Annotated in this window: 19 protein-coding genes; 16 read left to right on the plus strand and 3 right to left on the minus strand. The window is 60.7% G+C overall.

Annotation, left to right across the window (positions count from 1 at the left end; all coding sequences use genetic code 11):
• Nucleotides 1-387: 387 nt before the first annotated feature.
• From RSW2DRAFT_RS14975 to RSW2DRAFT_RS14985, 5 genes are all read left to right on the plus strand, one after another.
• Complete coding sequence (locus RSW2DRAFT_RS14975) at nt 388-657, plus strand: hypothetical protein (RefSeq protein ID WP_008032441.1); 270 nt, start codon at nt 388-390, stop codon at nt 655-657.
• Nucleotides 636-2,066 carry a His-Xaa-Ser system radical SAM maturase HxsB gene (gene hxsB, locus RSW2DRAFT_RS14980; protein WP_232209696.1) on the plus strand — a complete coding sequence of 477 codons (1,431 nt, stop codon included), beginning with the start codon at nt 636-638 and terminating at the stop codon, nt 2,064-2,066. The genes RSW2DRAFT_RS14975 and hxsB overlap by 22 nt, the downstream gene beginning before the upstream one ends.
• Nucleotides 2,067-2,170: 104 nt before the next feature.
• Entirely contained in the window at nt 2,171-3,160 is a 990-nt protein-coding gene (gene hxsC / locus RSW2DRAFT_RS17535) for a His-Xaa-Ser system radical SAM maturase HxsC (RefSeq protein WP_198008115.1), read from the plus strand.
• 86 nt (nt 3,161-3,246) lie between these two features.
• Entirely contained in the window at nt 3,247-3,639 is a 393-nt protein-coding gene (locus RSW2DRAFT_RS18810) for a peptidoglycan-binding protein (protein WP_394295243.1), read from the plus strand.
• A 218-nt stretch (nt 3,640-3,857) separates the two neighbouring features.
• Nucleotides 3,858-4,214 carry a hypothetical protein gene (locus RSW2DRAFT_RS14985; RefSeq protein WP_008032446.1) on the plus strand — a complete coding sequence of 119 codons (357 nt, stop codon included), beginning with the start codon at nt 3,858-3,860 and terminating at the stop codon, nt 4,212-4,214.
• Between the two features lie 48 nt (nt 4,215-4,262).
• On the opposite strand, the gene RSW2DRAFT_RS14990 is transcribed toward RSW2DRAFT_RS14985, so the two are convergent.
• A complete protein-coding gene (locus tag RSW2DRAFT_RS14990) occupies nt 4,263-5,684 on the minus strand; it encodes an amidohydrolase (RefSeq protein WP_008032448.1) in 1,422 nt (473 codons plus the stop codon).
• 523 nt (nt 5,685-6,207) lie between these two features.
• On the opposite strand from RSW2DRAFT_RS14990, the gene RSW2DRAFT_RS18075 reads away from it, so the two are divergent.
• The 6 genes from RSW2DRAFT_RS18075 (at nt 6,208) to RSW2DRAFT_RS18085 (ending at nt 12,438) form a co-directional block, all read left to right on the plus strand.
• The gene (locus tag RSW2DRAFT_RS18075; protein WP_008032451.1) at nt 6,208-7,071 is read left to right on the plus strand and encodes a hypothetical protein; all 864 of its coding nucleotides are present in this window, start codon (nt 6,208-6,210) and stop codon (nt 7,069-7,071) included.
• A 99-nt stretch (nt 7,072-7,170) separates the two neighbouring features.
• Nucleotides 7,171-7,386 (plus strand): hypothetical protein, encoded by a 216-nt coding sequence (locus RSW2DRAFT_RS18080; protein WP_156790755.1) that lies wholly within the window; start codon nt 7,171-7,173, stop codon nt 7,384-7,386.
• 441 nt (nt 7,387-7,827) lie between these two features.
• Complete coding sequence (locus tag RSW2DRAFT_RS18390; RefSeq protein WP_198008116.1) at nt 7,828-8,562, plus strand: hypothetical protein; 735 nt, start codon at nt 7,828-7,830, stop codon at nt 8,560-8,562.
• A 621-nt stretch (nt 8,563-9,183) separates the two neighbouring features.
• On the plus strand, nt 9,184-10,443 hold the full coding sequence (locus RSW2DRAFT_RS15005) for a site-specific DNA-methyltransferase (protein WP_008032454.1): 1,260 nt from the start codon (nt 9,184-9,186) through the stop codon (nt 10,441-10,443).
• A complete protein-coding gene (locus tag RSW2DRAFT_RS15010; protein ID WP_008032455.1) occupies nt 10,440-11,771 on the plus strand; it encodes a site-specific DNA-methyltransferase in 1,332 nt (443 codons plus the stop codon). The genes RSW2DRAFT_RS15005 and RSW2DRAFT_RS15010 overlap by 4 nt, the downstream gene beginning before the upstream one ends.
• Nucleotides 11,772-11,889: 118 nt before the next feature.
• Nucleotides 11,890-12,438 (plus strand): hypothetical protein, encoded by a 549-nt coding sequence (locus RSW2DRAFT_RS18085; RefSeq protein ID WP_156790756.1) that lies wholly within the window; start codon nt 11,890-11,892, stop codon nt 12,436-12,438.
• An 18-nt stretch (nt 12,439-12,456) separates the two neighbouring features.
• On the opposite strand, the gene RSW2DRAFT_RS15015 is transcribed toward RSW2DRAFT_RS18085, so the two are convergent.
• Nucleotides 12,457-13,008: a DUF3489 domain-containing protein gene (locus tag RSW2DRAFT_RS15015; protein ID WP_008032458.1), complete on the minus strand. Its 552-nt coding sequence runs from the start codon at nt 13,006-13,008 to the stop codon at nt 12,457-12,459.
• Between the two features lie 90 nt (nt 13,009-13,098).
• The gene (locus RSW2DRAFT_RS15020; RefSeq protein WP_008032459.1) at nt 13,099-13,329 is read right to left on the minus strand and encodes a hypothetical protein; all 231 of its coding nucleotides are present in this window, start codon (nt 13,327-13,329) and stop codon (nt 13,099-13,101) included.
• 118 nt (nt 13,330-13,447) lie between these two features.
• Here RSW2DRAFT_RS15020 and RSW2DRAFT_RS15025 point away from each other — a divergent pair, with 118 nt between their 5' ends.
• From RSW2DRAFT_RS15025 to RSW2DRAFT_RS15045, 5 genes are read left to right on the plus strand one after another with little or no spacing between them, the layout of a single operon-like run.
• A complete protein-coding gene (locus RSW2DRAFT_RS15025; protein WP_008032460.1) occupies nt 13,448-14,008 on the plus strand; it encodes a hypothetical protein in 561 nt (186 codons plus the stop codon).
• The gene (locus RSW2DRAFT_RS15030) at nt 13,956-16,010 is read left to right on the plus strand and encodes a phage terminase large subunit family protein (protein ID WP_008032461.1); all 2,055 of its coding nucleotides are present in this window, start codon (nt 13,956-13,958) and stop codon (nt 16,008-16,010) included. The genes RSW2DRAFT_RS15025 and RSW2DRAFT_RS15030 overlap by 53 nt, the downstream gene beginning before the upstream one ends.
• A gap of 1 nt (nt 16,011) precedes the next feature.
• Nucleotides 16,012-16,227 carry a phage head-tail joining protein gene (locus tag RSW2DRAFT_RS15035; RefSeq protein WP_008032462.1) on the plus strand — a complete coding sequence of 72 codons (216 nt, stop codon included), beginning with the start codon at nt 16,012-16,014 and terminating at the stop codon, nt 16,225-16,227.
• Nucleotides 16,228-16,230: 3 nt separating this feature from the next.
• Nucleotides 16,231-17,736: a phage portal protein gene (locus RSW2DRAFT_RS15040; protein ID WP_008032463.1), complete on the plus strand. Its 1,506-nt coding sequence runs from the start codon at nt 16,231-16,233 to the stop codon at nt 17,734-17,736.
• Nucleotides 17,736-19,082 carry a S49 family peptidase gene (locus RSW2DRAFT_RS15045; RefSeq protein WP_008032464.1) on the plus strand — a complete coding sequence of 449 codons (1,347 nt, stop codon included), beginning with the start codon at nt 17,736-17,738 and terminating at the stop codon, nt 19,080-19,082. The genes RSW2DRAFT_RS15040 and RSW2DRAFT_RS15045 overlap by 1 nt, the downstream gene beginning before the upstream one ends.
• Nucleotides 19,083-19,103 lie beyond the last annotated feature (21 nt).

Below are 19,103 nucleotides of genomic sequence, written 5' to 3' on the forward strand. Positions count from 1 at the left end.
GTGACGGCCGCGATGCCGAAGGTGCGGCCGTGGGGAAATCGGTAACATCGACGATGTGGGCAGTTTGTGGTCGTTTTGGGATGCAGCAAAACAGGCTTTGCTGTGCGGAAGCGGAATTCGACAAGACCATTGCAAAAGTCGGACCCTTCTGAAAGCTAGCGACCGCAGATCAAATGTTGGGTCCAGTGCCCGGATTTTCCGCTGAGCTTCAGATTGTCAGCCCGGTAATTTTGCGCTGCAGGTTGCGTCTAGGCACACAAAGTTCGGCTTCAATGCGTGCTTCGGATTCGAAGTGGGAGTGCCGAAACGCCTACTTCGCGCGAATTAGCCACATGTAAACTCAACCAAAAGCATAGCAGTATGCGAACACGTATTAAGGTGATGACGATGATGACCGACCGCGCAAAGCGTCCCACTGAAACGGTCATAGTCGCCGTTCCCGATGAACTGCGAGGACACGCAAGAGAGGCTATTGCCCGGCTCTCCTACTTGTACCCCAACTTCGAGTTCGCCCTGTCTGAGACCGGGATCGAAGTACACGGACCAGCAGTCGATGCCGATCTGAGACGCGATATTCACTACACCTTAGTCCGCATGAAGATCTACTCTGAGGGTGCGGAATTGCGTGCCATGCTTTGGCGCTCGGTACATTCCTGATGCACGTCTGGCCACTCAAATTTAGAGAAGTGAAGGACGGCGGACTGATCATAACCGACGATGCTGGCGGTTTTTTTCGCAGTTCCGAAGCCTTCCTCACAAGGTATATCTCTGGAAAACTGACAGCAAACGACCAAAAATTCCTGCTGCGGAACGGTCATGCATTTCTTCATGAGAGAGATATTAATTTCATTGGGTTTGCCGCTCGTTGGTCGCGACGAATCAATCGGGTAAAGGAACTCGATTTTGTCATTCTGATACCGACATTGCGTTGCGATCTTGCCTGTTCCTATTGCCAAGTATCCCGTGCCAACGTGAATGCGAATGGTTTTGACTGGTCTGAAGAGCAGTTGGAAGCGGTTCTTCTTTGGCTTGGCGAAAACGCTGGGCCCAAGCTCAAAGTTGAGTTTCAAGGGGGTGAATGCCTGCTTCGAATCGATCTTCTGGAAAGAGTCCGTGACTATTGTCGCGACCGATTTGAAGAGGTGCAGTTCGTCGTTTGCACAAACTTACAGAATCTCTCCGCCGAGGCTTGGCACTTCCTCTCGGCCACCGATACAGTTCTCAGCACATCATTTGACGGCACCATGATCCAGCATCAGCGGCAACGCACAAAAACGCCAGAAGCAACCCACCGCTTTGAGATGAATCTTTTGCGTGCAGCCACAGAATTGGGACCAGAAAAGATTTCAGCACTTCCTACGTTCGATCCAGTCGATTTGCCCGAACCCGCCGATGTAATTCGGTCATTTGTCGCGCTGGGCCTTCGATCTATTTTTCTCCGGCGCGTTAACTACCAAGGGTTTGCCCGAAAGCGTTACGATTTCGCCACCACGCCGAATGCCTGGATTGATTACTACCGACAGTTTGTGCGCGCAGTGGTTTCCCACAACGCAATTGTGGCCGAACCGGTCGAAGAATTCTACATCGCACACCTCATTCGTAGGATTGTTCAAGGCGGCCAACATGGTCATGTTAATTTGCGCAACCCGAACTGGATCGCGCAAGACTACATCGTCATCGATTTTGATGGTGCTTTGTACCCCTCGGATGAAGCGCGCATGATGACAAGGGTTGGCCAGATCGACCTTTCAATCGGGCATGTCAGGACAGGATTCGACGAAAACAAGATTGCAACGCTCCAGACCCAAGTTTCAAACTTCGATGATCCCGACTGCCAGCATTGTGCGTTCCAAGCCTATTGCGGGCTCGATATAATCGACGACCTGTCTCGATATGGCCGCATCGACCTGCCGCGACCAACAACGGATCACTGCCAGGTCCATCAAGGGCTTTTCGAACTCGCATTTGAGCTCATCTACTCGGCGGATGCTGCAACTCAGCACACCGTTCGAAGCTGGCTCGGGGTCGCAAGCTTGCCAGCTGATACCACACCGAGGCATTCATGATCCCTCTACGCCTATCGTGTTCCCGTCTGCCAATCGACACACCAATTGTCCTGCGACTCCGATGCTCCGGAACGGATGACCAGTTCTCAGCGCGCGGAAACGATGTGTGGCTGACCCGCGCTGAGTCAAGTCACCTAGAATTTGACGTCCAAGGCTTCACCCTGTCGGTCAAAATTGAAGATCCTTCCGAAATTGACGGCGATGTCGTGCTGATGTTTCCACAACAGACGACGCTGCACCGGCTTATCCGTGCCAACTCTGCGCACAATACTCTCCTTGTGACCGAGCAGTGTGACCAAGCTTGCATTATGTGCTCACAGCCTCCAAAGAAGCGACATGCGGACATGTTTGGGGTGTTCTCTGAAGCTCTTCAAATCGCGCCATTTGGAGCTGCGATCGGAATTTCCGGCGGTGAACCGCTTCTACACAAGGAAGCGCTTTTTTCAATGTTATTGAATGCGAGACGAACGCGACCTGATCTTCTTTTCCACGTGCTCACTAACGGCCAACACTTCGACAAGGAAGACATGAAAGACGTCGAGGAACTCGACCCCAAACATGTCCTTTGGGGCATTCCACTCTATTCAGAAAACTCTTGTCTTCACGACAGAATCGTCAAAAAGAACGGCGCGTTCGCTCGCCTAATGGAATCGTTAGCCCTACTCGGCCGTTCCGGTGCTCGAATTGAGTTGCGTACGGTTCTATTGCGCTCTAACGTAGCGGCACTCGAAGATATGGCGGTCTTCGTCTCGCGAAATCTTGCCTTCATTGACTACTGGGCCATCATGCAAATGGAAAATATTGGCTTCGGCCGTCGGGTATGGAAAGAGGAGTTCTTCGACAATTCGGCCAATTTTGCTCCCATAGCGAGAGCACTTGACACAGCAGACATCCGCGGTATCGAAACGACCCTCTACAATTTCCCTCTCTGTTCCGTTCCTGAGCCATATCGACGCCGGTCCTTGCGTTCCATTTCGGATTGGAAGAACGTATATATGGCGCAGTGCGGTGGGTGCTCGGCTAGGCCGTTGTGTAGCGGCTTCTTTGCGTGGCACCCAAAAAACGGTGCGTTTTCTAAATTAGGTGCAATATGAAAAGATTCCTGATCTCGACGCTGGCAGCTGCAGGTTTCACTCCGCAAGACGTTCAAGCTCTCGCACCCAATGGTTTTTCCCAGGATATGGGCGGGAAATCGACCCTGTTCCAGAAATTTGCATTGGACCATTTCTTCACTCTTGCAAATCATCGAAGCCATAGTTCGCACGCGTCTCATAGTTCCCATGCGAGCCACCGTTCCTCGACGGGCGGCTACAGCTATACTCCACCTACCTATTCAGCTCCGCCGAGAACTGGTTTACTCACGCTCCCGGGAAATTCACCTCGATTCACTGAGATCGTGAGACAGGTCCAGACTGCTCTCACGGCCTACGGATACTACAATGGTGCAATTGACGGGGTGATTGGCCCTGCGTCTCGCGCAGCTTTGCTGCAATTCCAGAAGAATTTCGGGCTCCAACAAACTGGCACAATCACTCCGGAAACGTTGACGCAACTCGGGATTACTGCTGGGTAGCTGAGAGCCCTGAATCCTTCTTGGAAATTGGATATGGGTCAAGAGTAACTTTTCGGTATTTTAGTAGGTTGTTGCTCGGTGCGGCAGTATGCTGGGAAAGGACCACTGGCTACAGGCAGCGCCGCACTGTACCCTGACGCGGAATGCCAAGGATTCGTCCGCGTTTTCGTCCGAGCATCGCAAAAACTCGGCAGAGGTTCTTTCCGAACGGAGAAGTAATGCTGCATGTCATAAGGTCTTTTTGCGCAGTAGGGCTTGCCTTGTGCCTCGCGAGTGCTGCGCAGTCCGAGACAATTTCCCCGCAGAATGCCGTGTATCACGTCGGTGAACAGACCACGGTCGAAGGAGCAATTGACCAAGTGTCTGTCAGCGACAAAGGCACCATTTTCCTGAACTTCGGCGGCCGCTTTCCGAATGAAGTCTTCTATGCCGTGGTCTTCGAGGATTACGCTGATTTATTCCCAGATGCCCGCGACATGGAAGGCCGGATCGTTGCGATCAGCGGCATGATCGAGATGTACAAAGGCAAGCCCGAGATCATTTTGATGTCGCCCGACCAGATCCAACAACGCTGATGCTCTCGAACCGGTCTCATTCGGTACCATAGGGCCGCGCGTTTTGGATCACGCAGGGCGCGGTATCAGCGGCGGGGCCAGGTCGGCCGGGAGAGGGCTCGCATAGGGGGTGCGGCCAAGGCGGCGGGCGTGTTCGGCCCTGGCATCGGCCAGGAGGCCCGCGTCTTCGCACAGCATCTGGCCCAGCCGCGCCATCGCCTTGGCGGCATGGGTCATGCCCTTGTGCGCCGCGGGAGCCTTGCCCTGTGCTGTGATCTGCCAGCTGTGCCCCGGCGTGCCGATCGCGTGGGTGGCCACCAGGACCTCGGTTGTCGGCACGGCCCAGGTCACGTCCGACACGTCGGTCGAGCCCACCATCTTTTCGCCGCCAGGGCGAAGCGGCACGATGTAATCGCAGAGGGACTCGCCGTCGCGCGGCTCCATCGCCACGCCGCGGTAGGGTGCGGCCAGGTCGGCCCCGCTCAGCGTCGCCTGGATGGCACGGGCATAGTCGTGATCGGCCTCGTCGAACGGCACGCCGCCGAGTTCTTCAAGCACGCGGTGCATGGCATGGTCCATGACCTCGTTGACAAGGTTGTTCGACACGGCCGAGATGACCTTGAACGCGACCTCGGTCCCCGTCATCAGCGCTGCCCCGCGTGCCACATCCTTCACCCGTTCGACGAGGGCGAGCATGTCGGCCAGTTCCAGCGCGCGGATCGAATAGCGCACCTTGGCGCTGGCCTGCACCACATTCGGCGCGGTGCCGCCTGCATCAAGGTAGGCGTAGTGGATGCGCGCGCCGTTCACCATGTGCTCGCGCAGGTAGTTCACGCCGACCGACATCAGTTCCACGGCATCAAGCGCCGAGCGGCCAAGGTGAGGTGTCGCCGCGGCATGGGCGGCGCGGCCGGCGAACTCGAAATCCATCCGCATGTTCGCCAGGCTTTCGGGGTCGTCCACCCGCGTCATGCAGTCGGGGTGCCAGGTGATCGCGGCATCCACATCGGCAAAGGCGCCGTCGCGCACCATGAATGCCTTGGCGGCGCCGCCTTCTTCGGCCGGGCAACCATAATAGCGCACCCGGCCCGGGATGCCGGTGGCGGCGAGCCAGTCCTTCAGCGCGCAGGCAGCGAGAAGCGAGGCCGCACCCAGCAGGTTGTGCCCGCAGCCATGGCCGTTGCCGCCCTCAATCACGGGCCGCGGCTCGGCAATTCCCGCCTGCTGGCTCAGCCCCGGCAAGGCATCGTATTCGCCCAGGATGGCAATCACCGGCCCGCCATTGCCCGCCTCGCCCATCACCGCCGTCGGAATGCCCGCCACGGTCTCGGTGACGCGGAAGCCCTTGGCGCGCAGCACGTCGGTATGGGCCGCGCAGGAGGCGAACTCGCCATAAAGCAGTTCGGGCGTGGCCCAGACCCGGTCGGCCAGCGCCGCCAGATCGTCGCGATGCGCCTCGACCATGTTCAGTATCGGATGGGTGTTCTGCATGTCTGCCTCCGGCAAGTCCGCTTGCCCTCATGCTGACCCTCGGCAAGGGCAGAGGCAAGCCGTAACGCGGGGTGCGAATAGAACGTGCGGTGCGAAGGGAAATGTTCTGGCAGCGCGTTTGCATCTGATCGAACGACTTGGCCGGGCGAGCGGCGGCAGAAATGCAAACGCCCCCCCAAAGCGCACGGAACGGTTCGGGTGCGATGCCATGTTCCACCCGCAGAACCTGGCCAGCAAAGCAGTTCAATCATTTCGCGGAATCTGCGGCTCTCAATCGACGGAATGGGCGGGGAGCGGCCAGTGAACTCGCGGCATTGCATCCGCGGCAATCGGCCGATAGCGGCCATTCGCGACCCGCTCGGATAGCGGTTGATCCCGGCCGTGACTGGCGATAAGTTTTATCCATGCCTGCGTCGGAGGCTGCTTAAGATATCTGTTTAGAGGTTCGGGTCTACAGTAATTTTAGGCGCACTAAATTGCCATCCGCCCAGTTCGGTGAGTAATCTTTAAATTGTGAGCGCAAATGACAACCAGTAAAGATCCAGAAGGCCACCTCCATACGTTAAGTCAACTTTTGCACGATCTTTGGGGCAGGTCGAACTTTCTGGCGAAAGCGCTGATCAGTGTGACTTCTGCTATTCTGGCAGTTGCCTCAATGGCGCTCTCGTTCAGAGTTGGCTACATTTGGAGTCTGCGCGATTTTTCAGTTTTTGCATCGGGAACTGTTCGATTTTCCAACTACATCCACCCACTAGCTTTTGCTTTTTTTGTTCCAGGTGCAATTTCCACACTTGCCTACGGATTCTTGCGCCTCGGACTTCGACAGATCACTGCGCGCAGGACAAAACTAATAGCTTTACTGCTTCCTTTAAGAAGATTTGTTGTAAATGATAAGTTAATAACCTTGCTTGCCCTATGGGTTGTGGCGGCCGTTTTAATATACTTCCCTATAGATTACTTCGTGGAGATTAATACTGTTTTGCTTTTTGTGTACTGGGCCTCTTATCTTGCGATCTATGCCGGAGAGTTCCGGTTCTCCATAGTTGAAGTTTTCTCACCGAGCTTCTACAATTTTTTCAACCGCAAGAGCGTTTCCGACAGTAGGGTGCTTGCTGCGCAAATTGGCTGGACCGCATTCGCAATCACCTCCACGAGTTTCGTAATTGGTTTCTACGGCCTTAGATTGTCAATGGCGTCATGCGTCTATTTAAATTTGCAGCTGGAGAATGATCTGGCTAAATATTCGATCATTGCAGAAACTGGAGATGCACTTGTCCTAGTGCAGTGCAATGACCATCCTTCGGTCGTCAAGATGCTCTGGCCTGTTCATCGAGTGACGGTGCTGAGCAAGGCAAAAGTGTCAAGCATAAGTCAGAGCGACAATTAGTTCTCCGCCCGATGAGGCCGCAGGACGGGTCGAAGCGGAGATTAAAGAGATAATAGATTACCGTTGTGGTCGCTGGACTCCGCGAGGCGATAGGTCTGAGTGGATATCGTGCTGAAAACGCAGTTGCATTCCGCGCATGACTTCAAACCGCATATGGTCGATGGCGAAAGAGAAACACTCGCGTTCATTTGGGCTTTGTCTTGGGGTGATACTCCCGCTATTGCACTGGAGCAGGCAGTCCACGAACGCCGCCCGGTCAAAGGCATGGGGTTGACGACTTTCCGCCCTCAGCGACGGCGTGAGGCTTTGCGCTGAGTCCCGCACAGTCTACAGCAAAGGGCTGGTCGGTCCCTTCGCTGCAGCGCCCTCGACTGACCGCTTCGGAGGCCTACTCCGGGAGGGCCAACCGGCGGCTATGGGCCGAACACGTCGATCAACCTTGACCACTCTGGTCTGACCCTTTGCTGCGCCGCGGAATGGCCGCTTCGAGCCCAAAGGGACAATGGACCAACTGTTATAGTTGTGCGCAGCGACGTTTTCCGGCAGCTTCTGCTTGGGCAATTTAGGTCGCGATGCACTGCGATGGGTGAGGCGAAACGAAAGCGGGAAGCTGCTTTGAACGGGCCGTGCCCATGTGGCTCGGGCGAAACCGCGCACCTTTGTTGCTTCACCGGGAAGGGCTGGCAATGGCATAAGAGGCCCGCCATACTTGGACTCAAAACCCTGCCTCCGGCGGGGCGCGTCGAGAAATGCTACATGAAAGAGTTGGGCTCGTGTATCGGGCCCATTTCTGGCGAGCACATCATTTCTGAATCTGTCTGTCAGGTTTTGATGGGAGACGGCGAGTTTTCGATCTCCGGCGTTCCTTGGCTCGAGGCAGGTGAGACGAAGATAATCGCGCCTCCACAAGCAAAATGTCTTTGTCGCAAGCACAACAGCTCGCTTAGCCCGCTCGATTCTGCCGCGTGTTACTTCTTCGCATCGCTCAGGTCATATCTTGAACACGATACTGGACCGCGACACGCGCTTCTTTCCGGGCATGATCTCGAACGCTGGCTTTTGAAAACTGCGAAGGCAGCGGCGGTCTCTCGCAATTTAGCGCATGGAGGGAAACGGCTGTCAGGCGCATTCGCGCGCGACGAATCGATACTCGACATGCTTGATGATCCACGGCACTGGCCTGAAGGAGCAGGTCTCTACTGCACCATGAATATCGGCGATCTAACCGAGAATTCGGTGAGGTTTCAATTCCAGCCGCTTACAAACGAGGATGACGACATCGAAGCTCTGGCGTTCAACATTATGGGATTTCGCTTCGTACTGCTGCTCGAAGCGCATGATCTGACCAAGTACCCGTTCTTGAGAGGTGCCAAATATCGCCCGGGCCGAATTGAAATCTCTTATCCGACTTCGACAAGTTGGGTCACTTTGTGCTGGGACGACAACAAGGCGCATGAGCTTCTAACCGCCAAGTGGCTTCAACATCGATGAAAGGGAGCTATCATGCATGACGCTGACTGCTTTGTCCGCATCGCCGTCATTCGGGAGCTGATTTCGCTGCAGTGGAAATAAATGGCCGGTTCGGCGACGCCGCACTGCAGCGCTTCGCCGAGGCTGAACGGCAACTGAGGGCCGAGTACGTCGTTCAGAGGCCGCGCCTACCCCCTCCCAATGGTTCCTCCCCGGCCCTGAGCGTATGCGGGGGGGCGCAGCGCGGCGTTTCGCTAGCGACAGGCACTTTCACCGGGGAATCCAGGCGGAATCCACCTGGCGCCTGATCGGCGGGAAAGTGACTCATTATCAAAGGCATGCGAAATCACGATCTTGGCGTGCTGGATTCTTTTGCGGAAGCCAAGGAATCCAGTTTGCGGAAGCCACCTTGCCGGAAGCCAGCCAGCGGAAGCCATCTGCCGGGAAGCTGTTGAATCCACGCGTATTTTTCGTTTGACAAAGCTGCTCCCCTTGACCTACCCCTTGATCATCGAAGAATTGCGCCCGGAGGACACCCTCGCGGGCGCTTTCGTTTTTCCCATATCGCGGATCCCGTTTCAGCCGTTGGCATCGCCCTGCGCGCATCGGCTTATCCGCCCTGCCCCACATGAAAGCCACCCCATGGACCTGGTCTTTGCGCCGAGCCAAATCGAGACTTGGCCGATTGACCGACTGCGGCCCTACGCCCGCAATGCCAAGATCCACGGCACGGAGCAAGTGGCGAAGATCGCGGCCAGCATGGCCAAGTTCGGCTGGACCGTGCCCTGCATGGTGGCTGACGATGGCGAGCTGATCGCCGGGCATGGTCGGGTGCTGGCGGCGGCCCTGCTGGGCTTGAAGGAGGTGCCGGTGATCCGGCTCAGTCACCTCGACGAGGCCGAACGCCGGGCCTACCGGATCGCAGACAACAAGCTGACCGAGTTGGGCGAGTGGGACGAGGCCATGCTGCGTGATGAAATCGCGGGGCTGCTGGCCGAGGATTTCGACCTGTCGCTGCTCGGGATCACCGACGAGGATCTGGACGCCCTGCTGCGCGATCCGGATCAGGTGGACGGCGGCGCGGTCGAGGGTGAGGACGACATCCCCGAACCGCCGGTCGCGCCGGTGTCAGTGGCGGGTGACCTCTGGCAGCTCGGATCGCACCGGCTGATTTGTGGCGATAGTACCTCCGCCGATGTGGTCGGACGCTTGCTGGGAGATGTTCGACCGTTGCTGATGGTGACGGACCCGCCCTATGGCGTTGAGTACGATCCCTCCTGGCGCAACCAGGCGGGCGCGGCCAAGACTAAACGCACCGGCAAGGTGTTGAACGACGACCGAGCGGATTGGCGGGAGGCGTGGGCGCTGTTCCCCGGCGACGTGGCTTATGTCTGGCACGGCGCGCTGCACTCCTCGACCGTTGCCGAAAGTCTGGTGGCGGCGGGTTTCGCAGTGCGGTCGCAGATCATCTGGGCCAAGGATCGCCTCGTCCTCAGCCGCGGCGATTACCACTGGCAGCACGAACCCTGCTGGTATGCCGTCAAAAAGACCGGCAAGGGCCATTGGGCCGGGGATCGGAAGCAGACCACGCTGTGGCACATTTCCGGCAAGGACCAGGACGCCGCCACCGTCCACGGCACACAGAAGCCGGTGGAGTGCATGCGCCGCCCGATCCTCAACAATTCCAGCCCCGGTCAGGCGGTGTTCGAACCCTTCATGGGATCAGGCACCACCCTGATCGCGGCAGAAACCACCGGGCGGGTGTGTTTCGGGATCGAGTTGAACCCGGTCTACGTCGACGTGGCCATCGAGCGCTGGCAGCAGTTCACCGGCGCGAACGCCGTCTTGGCTGACACCGGCGAGACCTTTGCCGAACTGAAGGCGAAAAGGCTGGCGGCATGAACGTGCCCCTCCTGCCGGGCAGGATCGAGCATTGGTCCCTTGCCCGGCTGAAGCCCTACGCACGAAACGCCAAGACCCATGATGCCGACCAGGTGGCGAAGATTGCCGCCAGCATGGCCGAGTTTGGCTGGACCGTGCCCGTGCTGGTCGCGGCCGACGGCGAGTTGATCGCTGGCCATGGTCGCATCCTGGCCGCCGCACACCTCGGGCTTTCCGAAGCCCCTGTGATCGTCCTCGGCCACCTAACCGAAGCCCAGCGCCGCGCCTATCGGATTGCAGACAACAAGCTAACCGAGTTGGGCGGCTGGGACGACGCCCTGCTGCTGCAAGAACTGCAGGCGCTACTGGCTGAGGATTTCGACCTCGGGCTGATCGGGATCCCCGAGGATGAACTGGACGCACTGCTGGCAGACGCTGACGACCGCCCTGCGATTTCTGATGATGCGGCCGATGCGATCCCGGCCCCGCCCGCTGATCCGATCACGAAGCCGGGCGACATCTGGGCGCTGGGAAAGCACCGGCTATGCTGCGGCGATGCCACCGATCCGGCCGTCGTCGCCAGGCTGATGCAGGGCGAACAGGCCACCCTGATGTTCACCTCGCCGCCCTATGCGCAGCAGCGGGACTACGGTGCCGCCAAGGAAAAGGTCGGAAATTGGGATGCGCTGATGCAGGGCGTGTTCGCCACAGCGCCGGTCACCGCCGAGGCGCAGCTGCTGGTCAACCTCGGCCTCGTGCATCGCGACAGCGAATGGCAGCCCTATTGGGAAGGATGGGTGGAATGGATGCGCGCATCTGGCTGGCGGCGGTTTGGCTGGTATGTCTGGGATCAGGGCCCCGGTTTACCGGGCGACTGGAACGGCCGCCTGGCTCCGTCGCACGAGTTCATTTTCCACTTCAACCGCGCGCCGCGCAAACCGCACAAGACCGTACCCTCCAAGCACGCAGGCGAAACTCTCGGCGGGGGTGGGCTGCGCGGGGCCGACGGCACCGTCCATGCCAAGACCGGAACCGGAAACGCGATCCAGAGCCATCGTATCCCAGACAGCGTCTTCCGGATTATGCGCCACAAGGGTGGGCTCGGCGCAGCGGGGTCGCACCCAGCAGTGTTCCCGGTGGCGCTAGTCGAGGCAGTGCTAACAGCATTCTCGGATCCCGGCGACCTGATCTATGAGCCGTTCTGCGGCTCCGGCACCCAGATCATCGCTGCCGAGCGCGCTGGGCGGCTGTGTTTCGCCATGGAAATGGACCCGGTCTATTGCGACGTGGCGGTGCGGCGGTGGGAAATGGCAACCGGGCGGCAGGCAGTTGTTACACAACTAGATTGACTGAAGGGCCGCCATTTCATCTATGGGGAGAGCGAGCAGGTCGTGGGCCAGCGCTGATGTTGCTCGGGAACAGTGAAGCAAGGCCAGTACACACTGGGCGATGGAAGGTAGTTGTAGCGTGGGACACACTGAGTTTCTCGTCGTCGGAAATGGAAGAGGTTTCTCCAACATTGAAGATGCGATTGAAAAGCTTGAAAATCTATCACTGATTTTTACACGCCGCTGGCAGAGCAACCAGCTTCAACAGGCTGGAAAAGCGAGTGAAGAAGCAATGATCTGCTTCGATCATGTGATCGGCGAACTGATGCGAATTCGGGACAGTCGAAAGCAAGACCCAAAATATGCAAGCTCAAATTTCGCGACTTCGATGGCCGCGGTTTCTGGTCGATCAAAACCAAACGCGTCTCAATCAGATGTTGACATCATCACCGCGGTTCCGGGCAATGCAGGTCTCCCTGCATCACCGTTGATTACCGATATCAGCCTTGAAAAGGCGCTGAACAAAGTAAAGCATCGCCATCCCGCCGCGATGAATTTCCGTATTGATGCAGATAGGCATGTGTTTGTCTTCTGTGCGCTCAGCACGAGCGGCTCTCTCGAAAGTATCGTCGAATTGGATGTTCTATACTTCTGCGAAAAATGTCGGGATGCGGCGAAGGCCATTTGAAAAGCCTTGGAATGCAGCTCACTGCTTGTGATCACACAACGGTATCCCATACACCGTCCCACGGCCCTCGACCTTCTGGGTGGTGATCAGCAGGCCAAGCTTCTTCTTGAGCACACCCGCGATGGAGCCTCGGACTGTATGAGATTGCCACTGGGTTGCCTCGACGATTTCGGCGATGGTGGCTCCATCGGAACGCTGTAGCATAGCGATGACCTGCGCCTGCTTAGTTCCGGCGCGCTGGCTCGGCGGCTTGGGGGCGGCAGCCTTGGCGGCATGATCGCGGATCGCAGCAACCGTCTTCACCACCACCGGCTCAATCCCGATGGCCAGCAGCCCCGCGTCAGTGACCACCAGCGTGGTCCCATGTCCGTCGCCAGTTTCACGCCAGAGCGGCTCGCCGCGGCGCAGGTTGGCATCGACCTCCTGCAGCCAGCCATGTTCGATCATCTTGCTGACGGCCATCTTCGCCGCAGCACCGGCCAGCCCCTTGGGCAGTGGCAAGGCAATGTTGTCGGGGCGCTGGGCCCCGGCGCTGAGGATGATGGTCTGGGTGTCGGTGAGTTTGATCATGGCAACCTCCGGATCTGGGGCGCGCTGCTTGGCGCCCCTTCTACGCAAACAAGCCCCGCCATCGCGGGGCCTGTTTGATGCGCTTCCGTATCATTTGGCGAATTCGCCCTCGCTGAAGGCGATGTCGGTGATCTGACGCAGCAGGCTGGAATAATGGTTCAGGGTGCCAACATCGCCCCAATGCACGGCGTTCGGGTCGGTGTCGAAATGGTTGTCGCTGAGGGTCAGGATGCGGGCCAGCATGTCGTCGATCCGGCGTTTGGCGGCGAGGAAGGATTCGAGGGCCTTTTCGTTCGGGACGGTGGCGCGGCGGGTGGTCATGACGTGGTTATCCTTCGCTGAGTTGCATCGTTCAGGTGCAATCAGAATCGCTCCGATGCGGAGTGTAATCAACTGAATACCAAGCAATATCATTGATTTATCTGGAGTTTACAGCGCCATGGACGGCATGAGCGAGCGCGAGTATTCCGCCCATTCCGGCCTCTCGCGCGGGGCGATCCAGAAGGCCCGCAAAGCCGGGCGGCTGGTGGTCTATGGCGACGGGTCGATCAATGCGGCGGCGTCCGATGTGCGTCGCGGCGAGATGACCGACCCAGATCAGCAGCGGCGCAGCACTGGCGATACCGGGTTCAGCGGGCCTGCGGACAGCTCGTCCTATCTGAAGGCCCGCACCGCTCTGACCGTCTACCAGGCGCAGGACAAGCAGCTTGGCATCCAGAAGAAGAAGGGCACGCTGGTCGACCGCGCCCGGGCGGAGACGCTGGTGTTCCGGCTGGCGCGCGAGGAGCGCGATACCTGGGTCACCTGGCCCAGCAGAGTGGCGGCGCTGATGGCGGCCGAAGTGGCAGCGGAGGTGGAAAAACAATCCGGCAATCCGGTGCGACCGGTCCGACCGGAGCGACCGGTGATCATCGAGGCCGCAATCCTGCAGAGGGTGCTGGAAACCCATGTCAGAGCGCAACTCGCCGCCCTCGCCGATCTCCGGGTCAGCCTCGGATAGCGACGACACGGCCAAGGACGTTCTGACCGCGGACCTCGACCTTGGCTTTGACGGCGCCGAGGATATCCTGCGCACCTGGCGCCGGGGGATGCGGCCCGACCCGGACCTGACGGTGTCGGAATGGGCAGACCAGCACCGCAAGCTGTCGTCGCGGGCTTCGGCCGAACCGGGACAATATCGCACCGCCCGCACGCCCTATCTGCGCGAGATCATGGATGCGCTGTCGCCCCGCCATCCGGCGCAGCGCATCAGCTTCATGAAAGCTGCACAGGTCGGCGCGACCGAGGCTGGCAACAACTGGATCGGCTTCGTGATCCACCATGCGCCGGGGCCGATGCTGGCGGTGCTGCCGACGGTCGAGATGGCCAAGCGCACCTCGCGCGGACGGCTCGATCCGCTGATCGCGGAAAGCCCGGCCCTGCGCGAACGGGTGAACCCGGCCCGGTCGCGCGATGCGGGCAACTCGATGCTGTCGAAGGAATTCCCCGGCGGCATTCTGGTGCTGACCGGCGCCAATTCGGCCACCGGCCTGCGGTCGATGCCCGCGCGCTACATCTTTCTGGACGAGGTCGACGCCTATCCGCCCTCGGCTGACGCGGAAGGTGACCCGGTCACGCTGGCCGAAGCGCGGACCACCACCTTCTCGCACCGTCGCAAGGTGTTCATGGTCTCCACCCCGACAATCCGGGGCCTGAGCCGGATCGAGCGGGAATACGAGGCATCGGACCAGCGCCGCTACTTCGTGCCCTGCCCACATTGCGGGGCGATGCAATGGCTGCAGTTTGAGCGGCTGCGCTGGGACAAAGGGCGGCCTGACACGGCGGCCTATCATTGCGAGGCCTGCGAGAAGGCGATCGCCGAGCATCACAAGACGCAGATGCTGGAACGTGGCGAATGGCGGGCGACCGCCGTTTCCGCCGATCCGCATTCCATCGGCTTCCACATCTCGGCGTTCTATTCGCCCTTGGGCTGGAAAAGCTGGCAGCAGATCGCCCGCGACTGGCTGGCGGCGCAGGGCTCCGAGGAAATGCTGCGCGCCGCCCGCAATACCTTGCTGGGCGAGACTTGGGTGGAGTCGGGCGACGCGCCGGAATGGCAGCGGCTGGCCGAACGCCGTGAGGCTTACGCGGGCGTGCAAATCCCCGCAGGCGGGCTGTTCCTGACCGCGGGCGTCGATGTGCAGAAGGATCGGATCGAGGTCGATGTCTGGGCCTGGGGCCGGGGCCTGGAGTCCTGGCTCGTGGATCACATCGTCATCCCGGGCGGCCCAGACGATCCGGTCTGCTGGGACAAGCTGACTACCCTGCTGGGTCAAACATGGGTCTGCGCCAATGGCGCGGTGATGCTGATCGGCAAGCTGGCGATCGACACCGGCTACGAGGCCCCGGCGGTTTACACTTGGGCGCGCAGGCAGGGCTTTGAGCAGGTCGCACCGATCAAGGGTCTGGAAGGCTTCAACCGCGCGACGCCGGTGTCGGGGCCGACCTATGTCGACGCCACCATCGGCGGCAAGCGTCTGCGCCGCGGCGCCCGGCTCTGGTCGGTAGCCACCGCCACCTTCAAGACCGAGACCTACCGCTTCCTGCGGCTTGAACGCCCTTCGGACGAGGACCGGGCGCTGGGCGTGCTGGACGCCCCCGGCACGGTACACTTGCCCGACTGGATCGACACCGAATGGCTGAAGCAGCTGGTGGCCGAACAGCTGGTCAACGTGCGCAACAAGCGCGGCTATGCCCACCAGGAATGGCAGAAAATGCGGGAACGCAACGAGGCGCTGGACACCCGCGTCTATGCAAGGGCTGCGGCCTGGATCATGGGCGCCGACCGCTGGGACGAGACGACCTGGCGACGGCTGGAGGCGCAGGCCGGTGTCGAGATCAGGCCGCAGGCGCCCGTGGCAATTCCTGCAACGCCTGAGGGGCCGACCGCGCCAAAGGCCGGAACACCGACCACGTCCCGGCGGAAACGCCGGGCCTGGACACCGAACTTCATGAGGGACTGAGATGGATCTGGAACGGATGCGCGCCCTGCTGGCCGCACTGCAGGAGGCCCGTTACGCGGGTGTTCGCTCGGTCAGCTATGATGGCAAATCGATCACCTATGGCTCGGATGCCGAACTGGCGAACGCCATCGCAGATCTGGAAACCCGGATTGCCACCGCCACCACCGGCAGCCCGCGTCGTCGGCGCTGGGGCACCGTCGCCTCGAAGGGCCTGTGATCCATGGCGTTCGAGGCGTTCCGCCAGCGGCTGGGGTCGATCATCGGTGGCTTCGACGCGGCACAGGCCCATCGTCGGTTGCGCGGGTTCCGGGCCAGCCGCGCACATGTGAACACACTGATCGCGGCCTCCGGCGATACCATCACCGCCCGGGCGCGCTGGCTGGTCCGGAATAACGGCTATGCCGCGAATGCCGTGGAAAGCTTCGCCAGCAATGTCGTCGGCGATGGCATCAAGCCTTCTTCGACCATCGCCGATGCCGCCAAGAAGGAAGAGCTGCAGGCGCTCTGGCTGGCATGGACCGATGATGCAGATGCCGAAGGCCTGACCGATTTCTACGGGCTGCAGCGCCGGGCCGCGCGCGAGGTGTTCCTGTCGGGCGAGGTGTTTGTCCGCATCCGCCCGCGCCGCGCAGAGGATGGGCTGACCGTGCCGCTGCAATTGCAGATGCTGCCCGCCGAAATGCTGCCCCTCGACATGAACCGCACCCTGCCCGGCGCTGGGCTGATCCGCCAGGGGATCGAGTTCGACGGTATCGGCCGCCGCGTCGCCTATCACTTCCTGCGCCGCCATCCGGGTGATCTGACCGATCCGGGGCTATCCGGCGAAACCGCCCGCGTGCCCGCCGCTGATGTGATCCATGTCCTTGACCCGGTGGAAGCGGGCCAACTGCGCGGCGTGTCGCGTTTTGCCGCCGCCATCGTGAAACTGTTCACCCTCGACCTTTATGACGACGCGGAACTCGAGCGGAAGAAGATCGCGGCGATGTTCGCGATGTTCATCACCTCGCCCGCCCCGGAAACCCCGCTGGAACCGACCGAGGAGGATCTGGAGGTCGAACCCGGCCAGGTGGTCCGTCTCGATCCCGGCGAGGATGTTTCCACCCCGGCGACGCCCGACTCCGGCGGCACCTACGAGCTCTTCCAGTACCGCACCCTGCTGCAGATCGGCGCGGCGCTGGGCATTCCCTACGGCTATCTGACCGGCGACACCGCCAAGGGCAACTTCTCCAACACGCGGATAAGCCTCATCGAGTTCCGCCGCCGCATCTCGGCCTGGCAGCATGGCGTGCTGGTGTTCCAGATGTGCCGCGCGGTCTGGACGCGCTGGATGGACGTGGCCGTGCTGTCGGGCGCACTGGACCTGCCCGGCTATGACAGCCAGCGCCGCCAATATCAGGCCTGCGCCTGGTTGCCGACCAAGTGGGACTGGATTGACCCTATGAAAGACGCCTCGGCCGAGATCCTGCAGATCGAGGCAGGCCTCAAATCCCGCACCCAGGCTCTGTCGGAGCGCGGCTATGACGCCGAACAGGTCGACCGCGAAATTGCCGCCGAGAGGAAGAGGGAATTGGCGCTGGGCCTCGACTTCCGCCGCCCGGGGTCGCCTGCGCAGGGGCCGGGTGACGCCAAGGGCAACGACAACGCGGATCAGGGTGGCGATGCCGCAGACGAAGACAAGGCCGATGACACCGCTGATGTCCGGCCTGACCCCAAGGACAAACAGTGATGCATCACGCCCAGATCGCCCAGCGTGCCTTCAACACCCCCTTGATGGTGGATCCCGCCAAAGCGCTGGCCTTCATGTCAGGGCTTGGGCCGCGCATCACCGGCCAAGATATCACTTTCCAAGGGCTGAAAGTTGAAGGTTCGGCGACAAAGGCGGCCGCCCGGCCCGCCCGCGCTTCGCTGTTCGGCAATGACCTCGCCCAGCGGCATCAGCAGGGAGGCAGTCAGCCCTTTGCCCTGATCGACGGCATCGCGGTGATCGAGATCGCCGGAACGCTGGTGCATCGCGGCGCCTGGATCGGCCAGTCTTCGGGCCTCACCTCCTACGAGGGCATCGCCGCCCAGCTGCAGGCGGCGCTCGCCGACCCCGGCGTGCGCGGCATTGCCCTCGATATCGACAGCTTCGGCGGTGAAGTGGCAGGGGCCTTTGACCTCGCCGATCGCATCCGGGCGGCACGAGCGCAAAAGCCTGTCCGCGCCTTCGTCGCCGAACATGCGCTGTCGGCGGGCTATGTTCTGGCATCGCAAGCCGACCGGATCATCCTGCCGCGCACCGGGGCGGTGGGCAGCATCGGCGTCGTGGCGCTGCACACCGACATGAGCGGCGCCCTCGATCAGAAGGGCATTGCTGTCACGCTGATCCACGCCGGATCGCACAAGGTCGACGCCAACCCTTACCAGCCGCTGCCCGAAGCGGTCCGGTCCCGGATGCAGGCCGAGCTGGAAGAGCTTCGCCTGCTCTTCGCCCGGACGGTCGCGGACGGTCGGGGTGACCGTCTCGATGTGGCGCGGGCGCTGGGCACCGAAGCGGCGGTGTTCCGCGGCGAGGCCGCGGTTCATGCCGGTCTGGCCGACGATCTGGCCGATCCCGTCCTGGCCTTCCACGCCTTCGCCGCCGCCCCTCGCGGCCCTCATTCCCCCAGCAGAAAGGGTCCTCAGATGACCACCACCCCCACAGACGCCTCCAACCCGGCACCGATTGCCGCCCAGCCCGCCGCGACGACCGCGGCACCGGTCGCACCGACCGTCGCTGAACCTCCTGCCGCGGTGGCAACTGCGCCGACAACTAACGCAGGCGGAGCCATGACCGCCGACGCTGTCCGCGTTGAGGCGGCTGAAGTGGCGCAGGTCTGCGCGCAGGCCGCCCGGTTGGGCGTGACCATCGACGCCGCCGATGCCGTTACCAAGGGCCTCAAACCCGAGGCCCTGCGCGCCCGGGTGCTGGCCGATCTCGCCGCCCGCAGTGATGCGGCGGGCATCATCGCCACCGCCCCCGCCGCTGCCGCCGCCAAGGACAGCCCGATCATCGCCGCGGCAAAGAAGGCCGCGACCGACGCCAGGCGCTGATCCAGAGCACCTTACCCATTC

The organism is Rhodobacter ferrooxidans, from assembly GCF_000176015.1.
Lineage (GTDB): Bacteria > Pseudomonadota > Alphaproteobacteria > Rhodobacterales > Rhodobacteraceae > Pseudorhodobacter_B > Pseudorhodobacter_B ferrooxidans.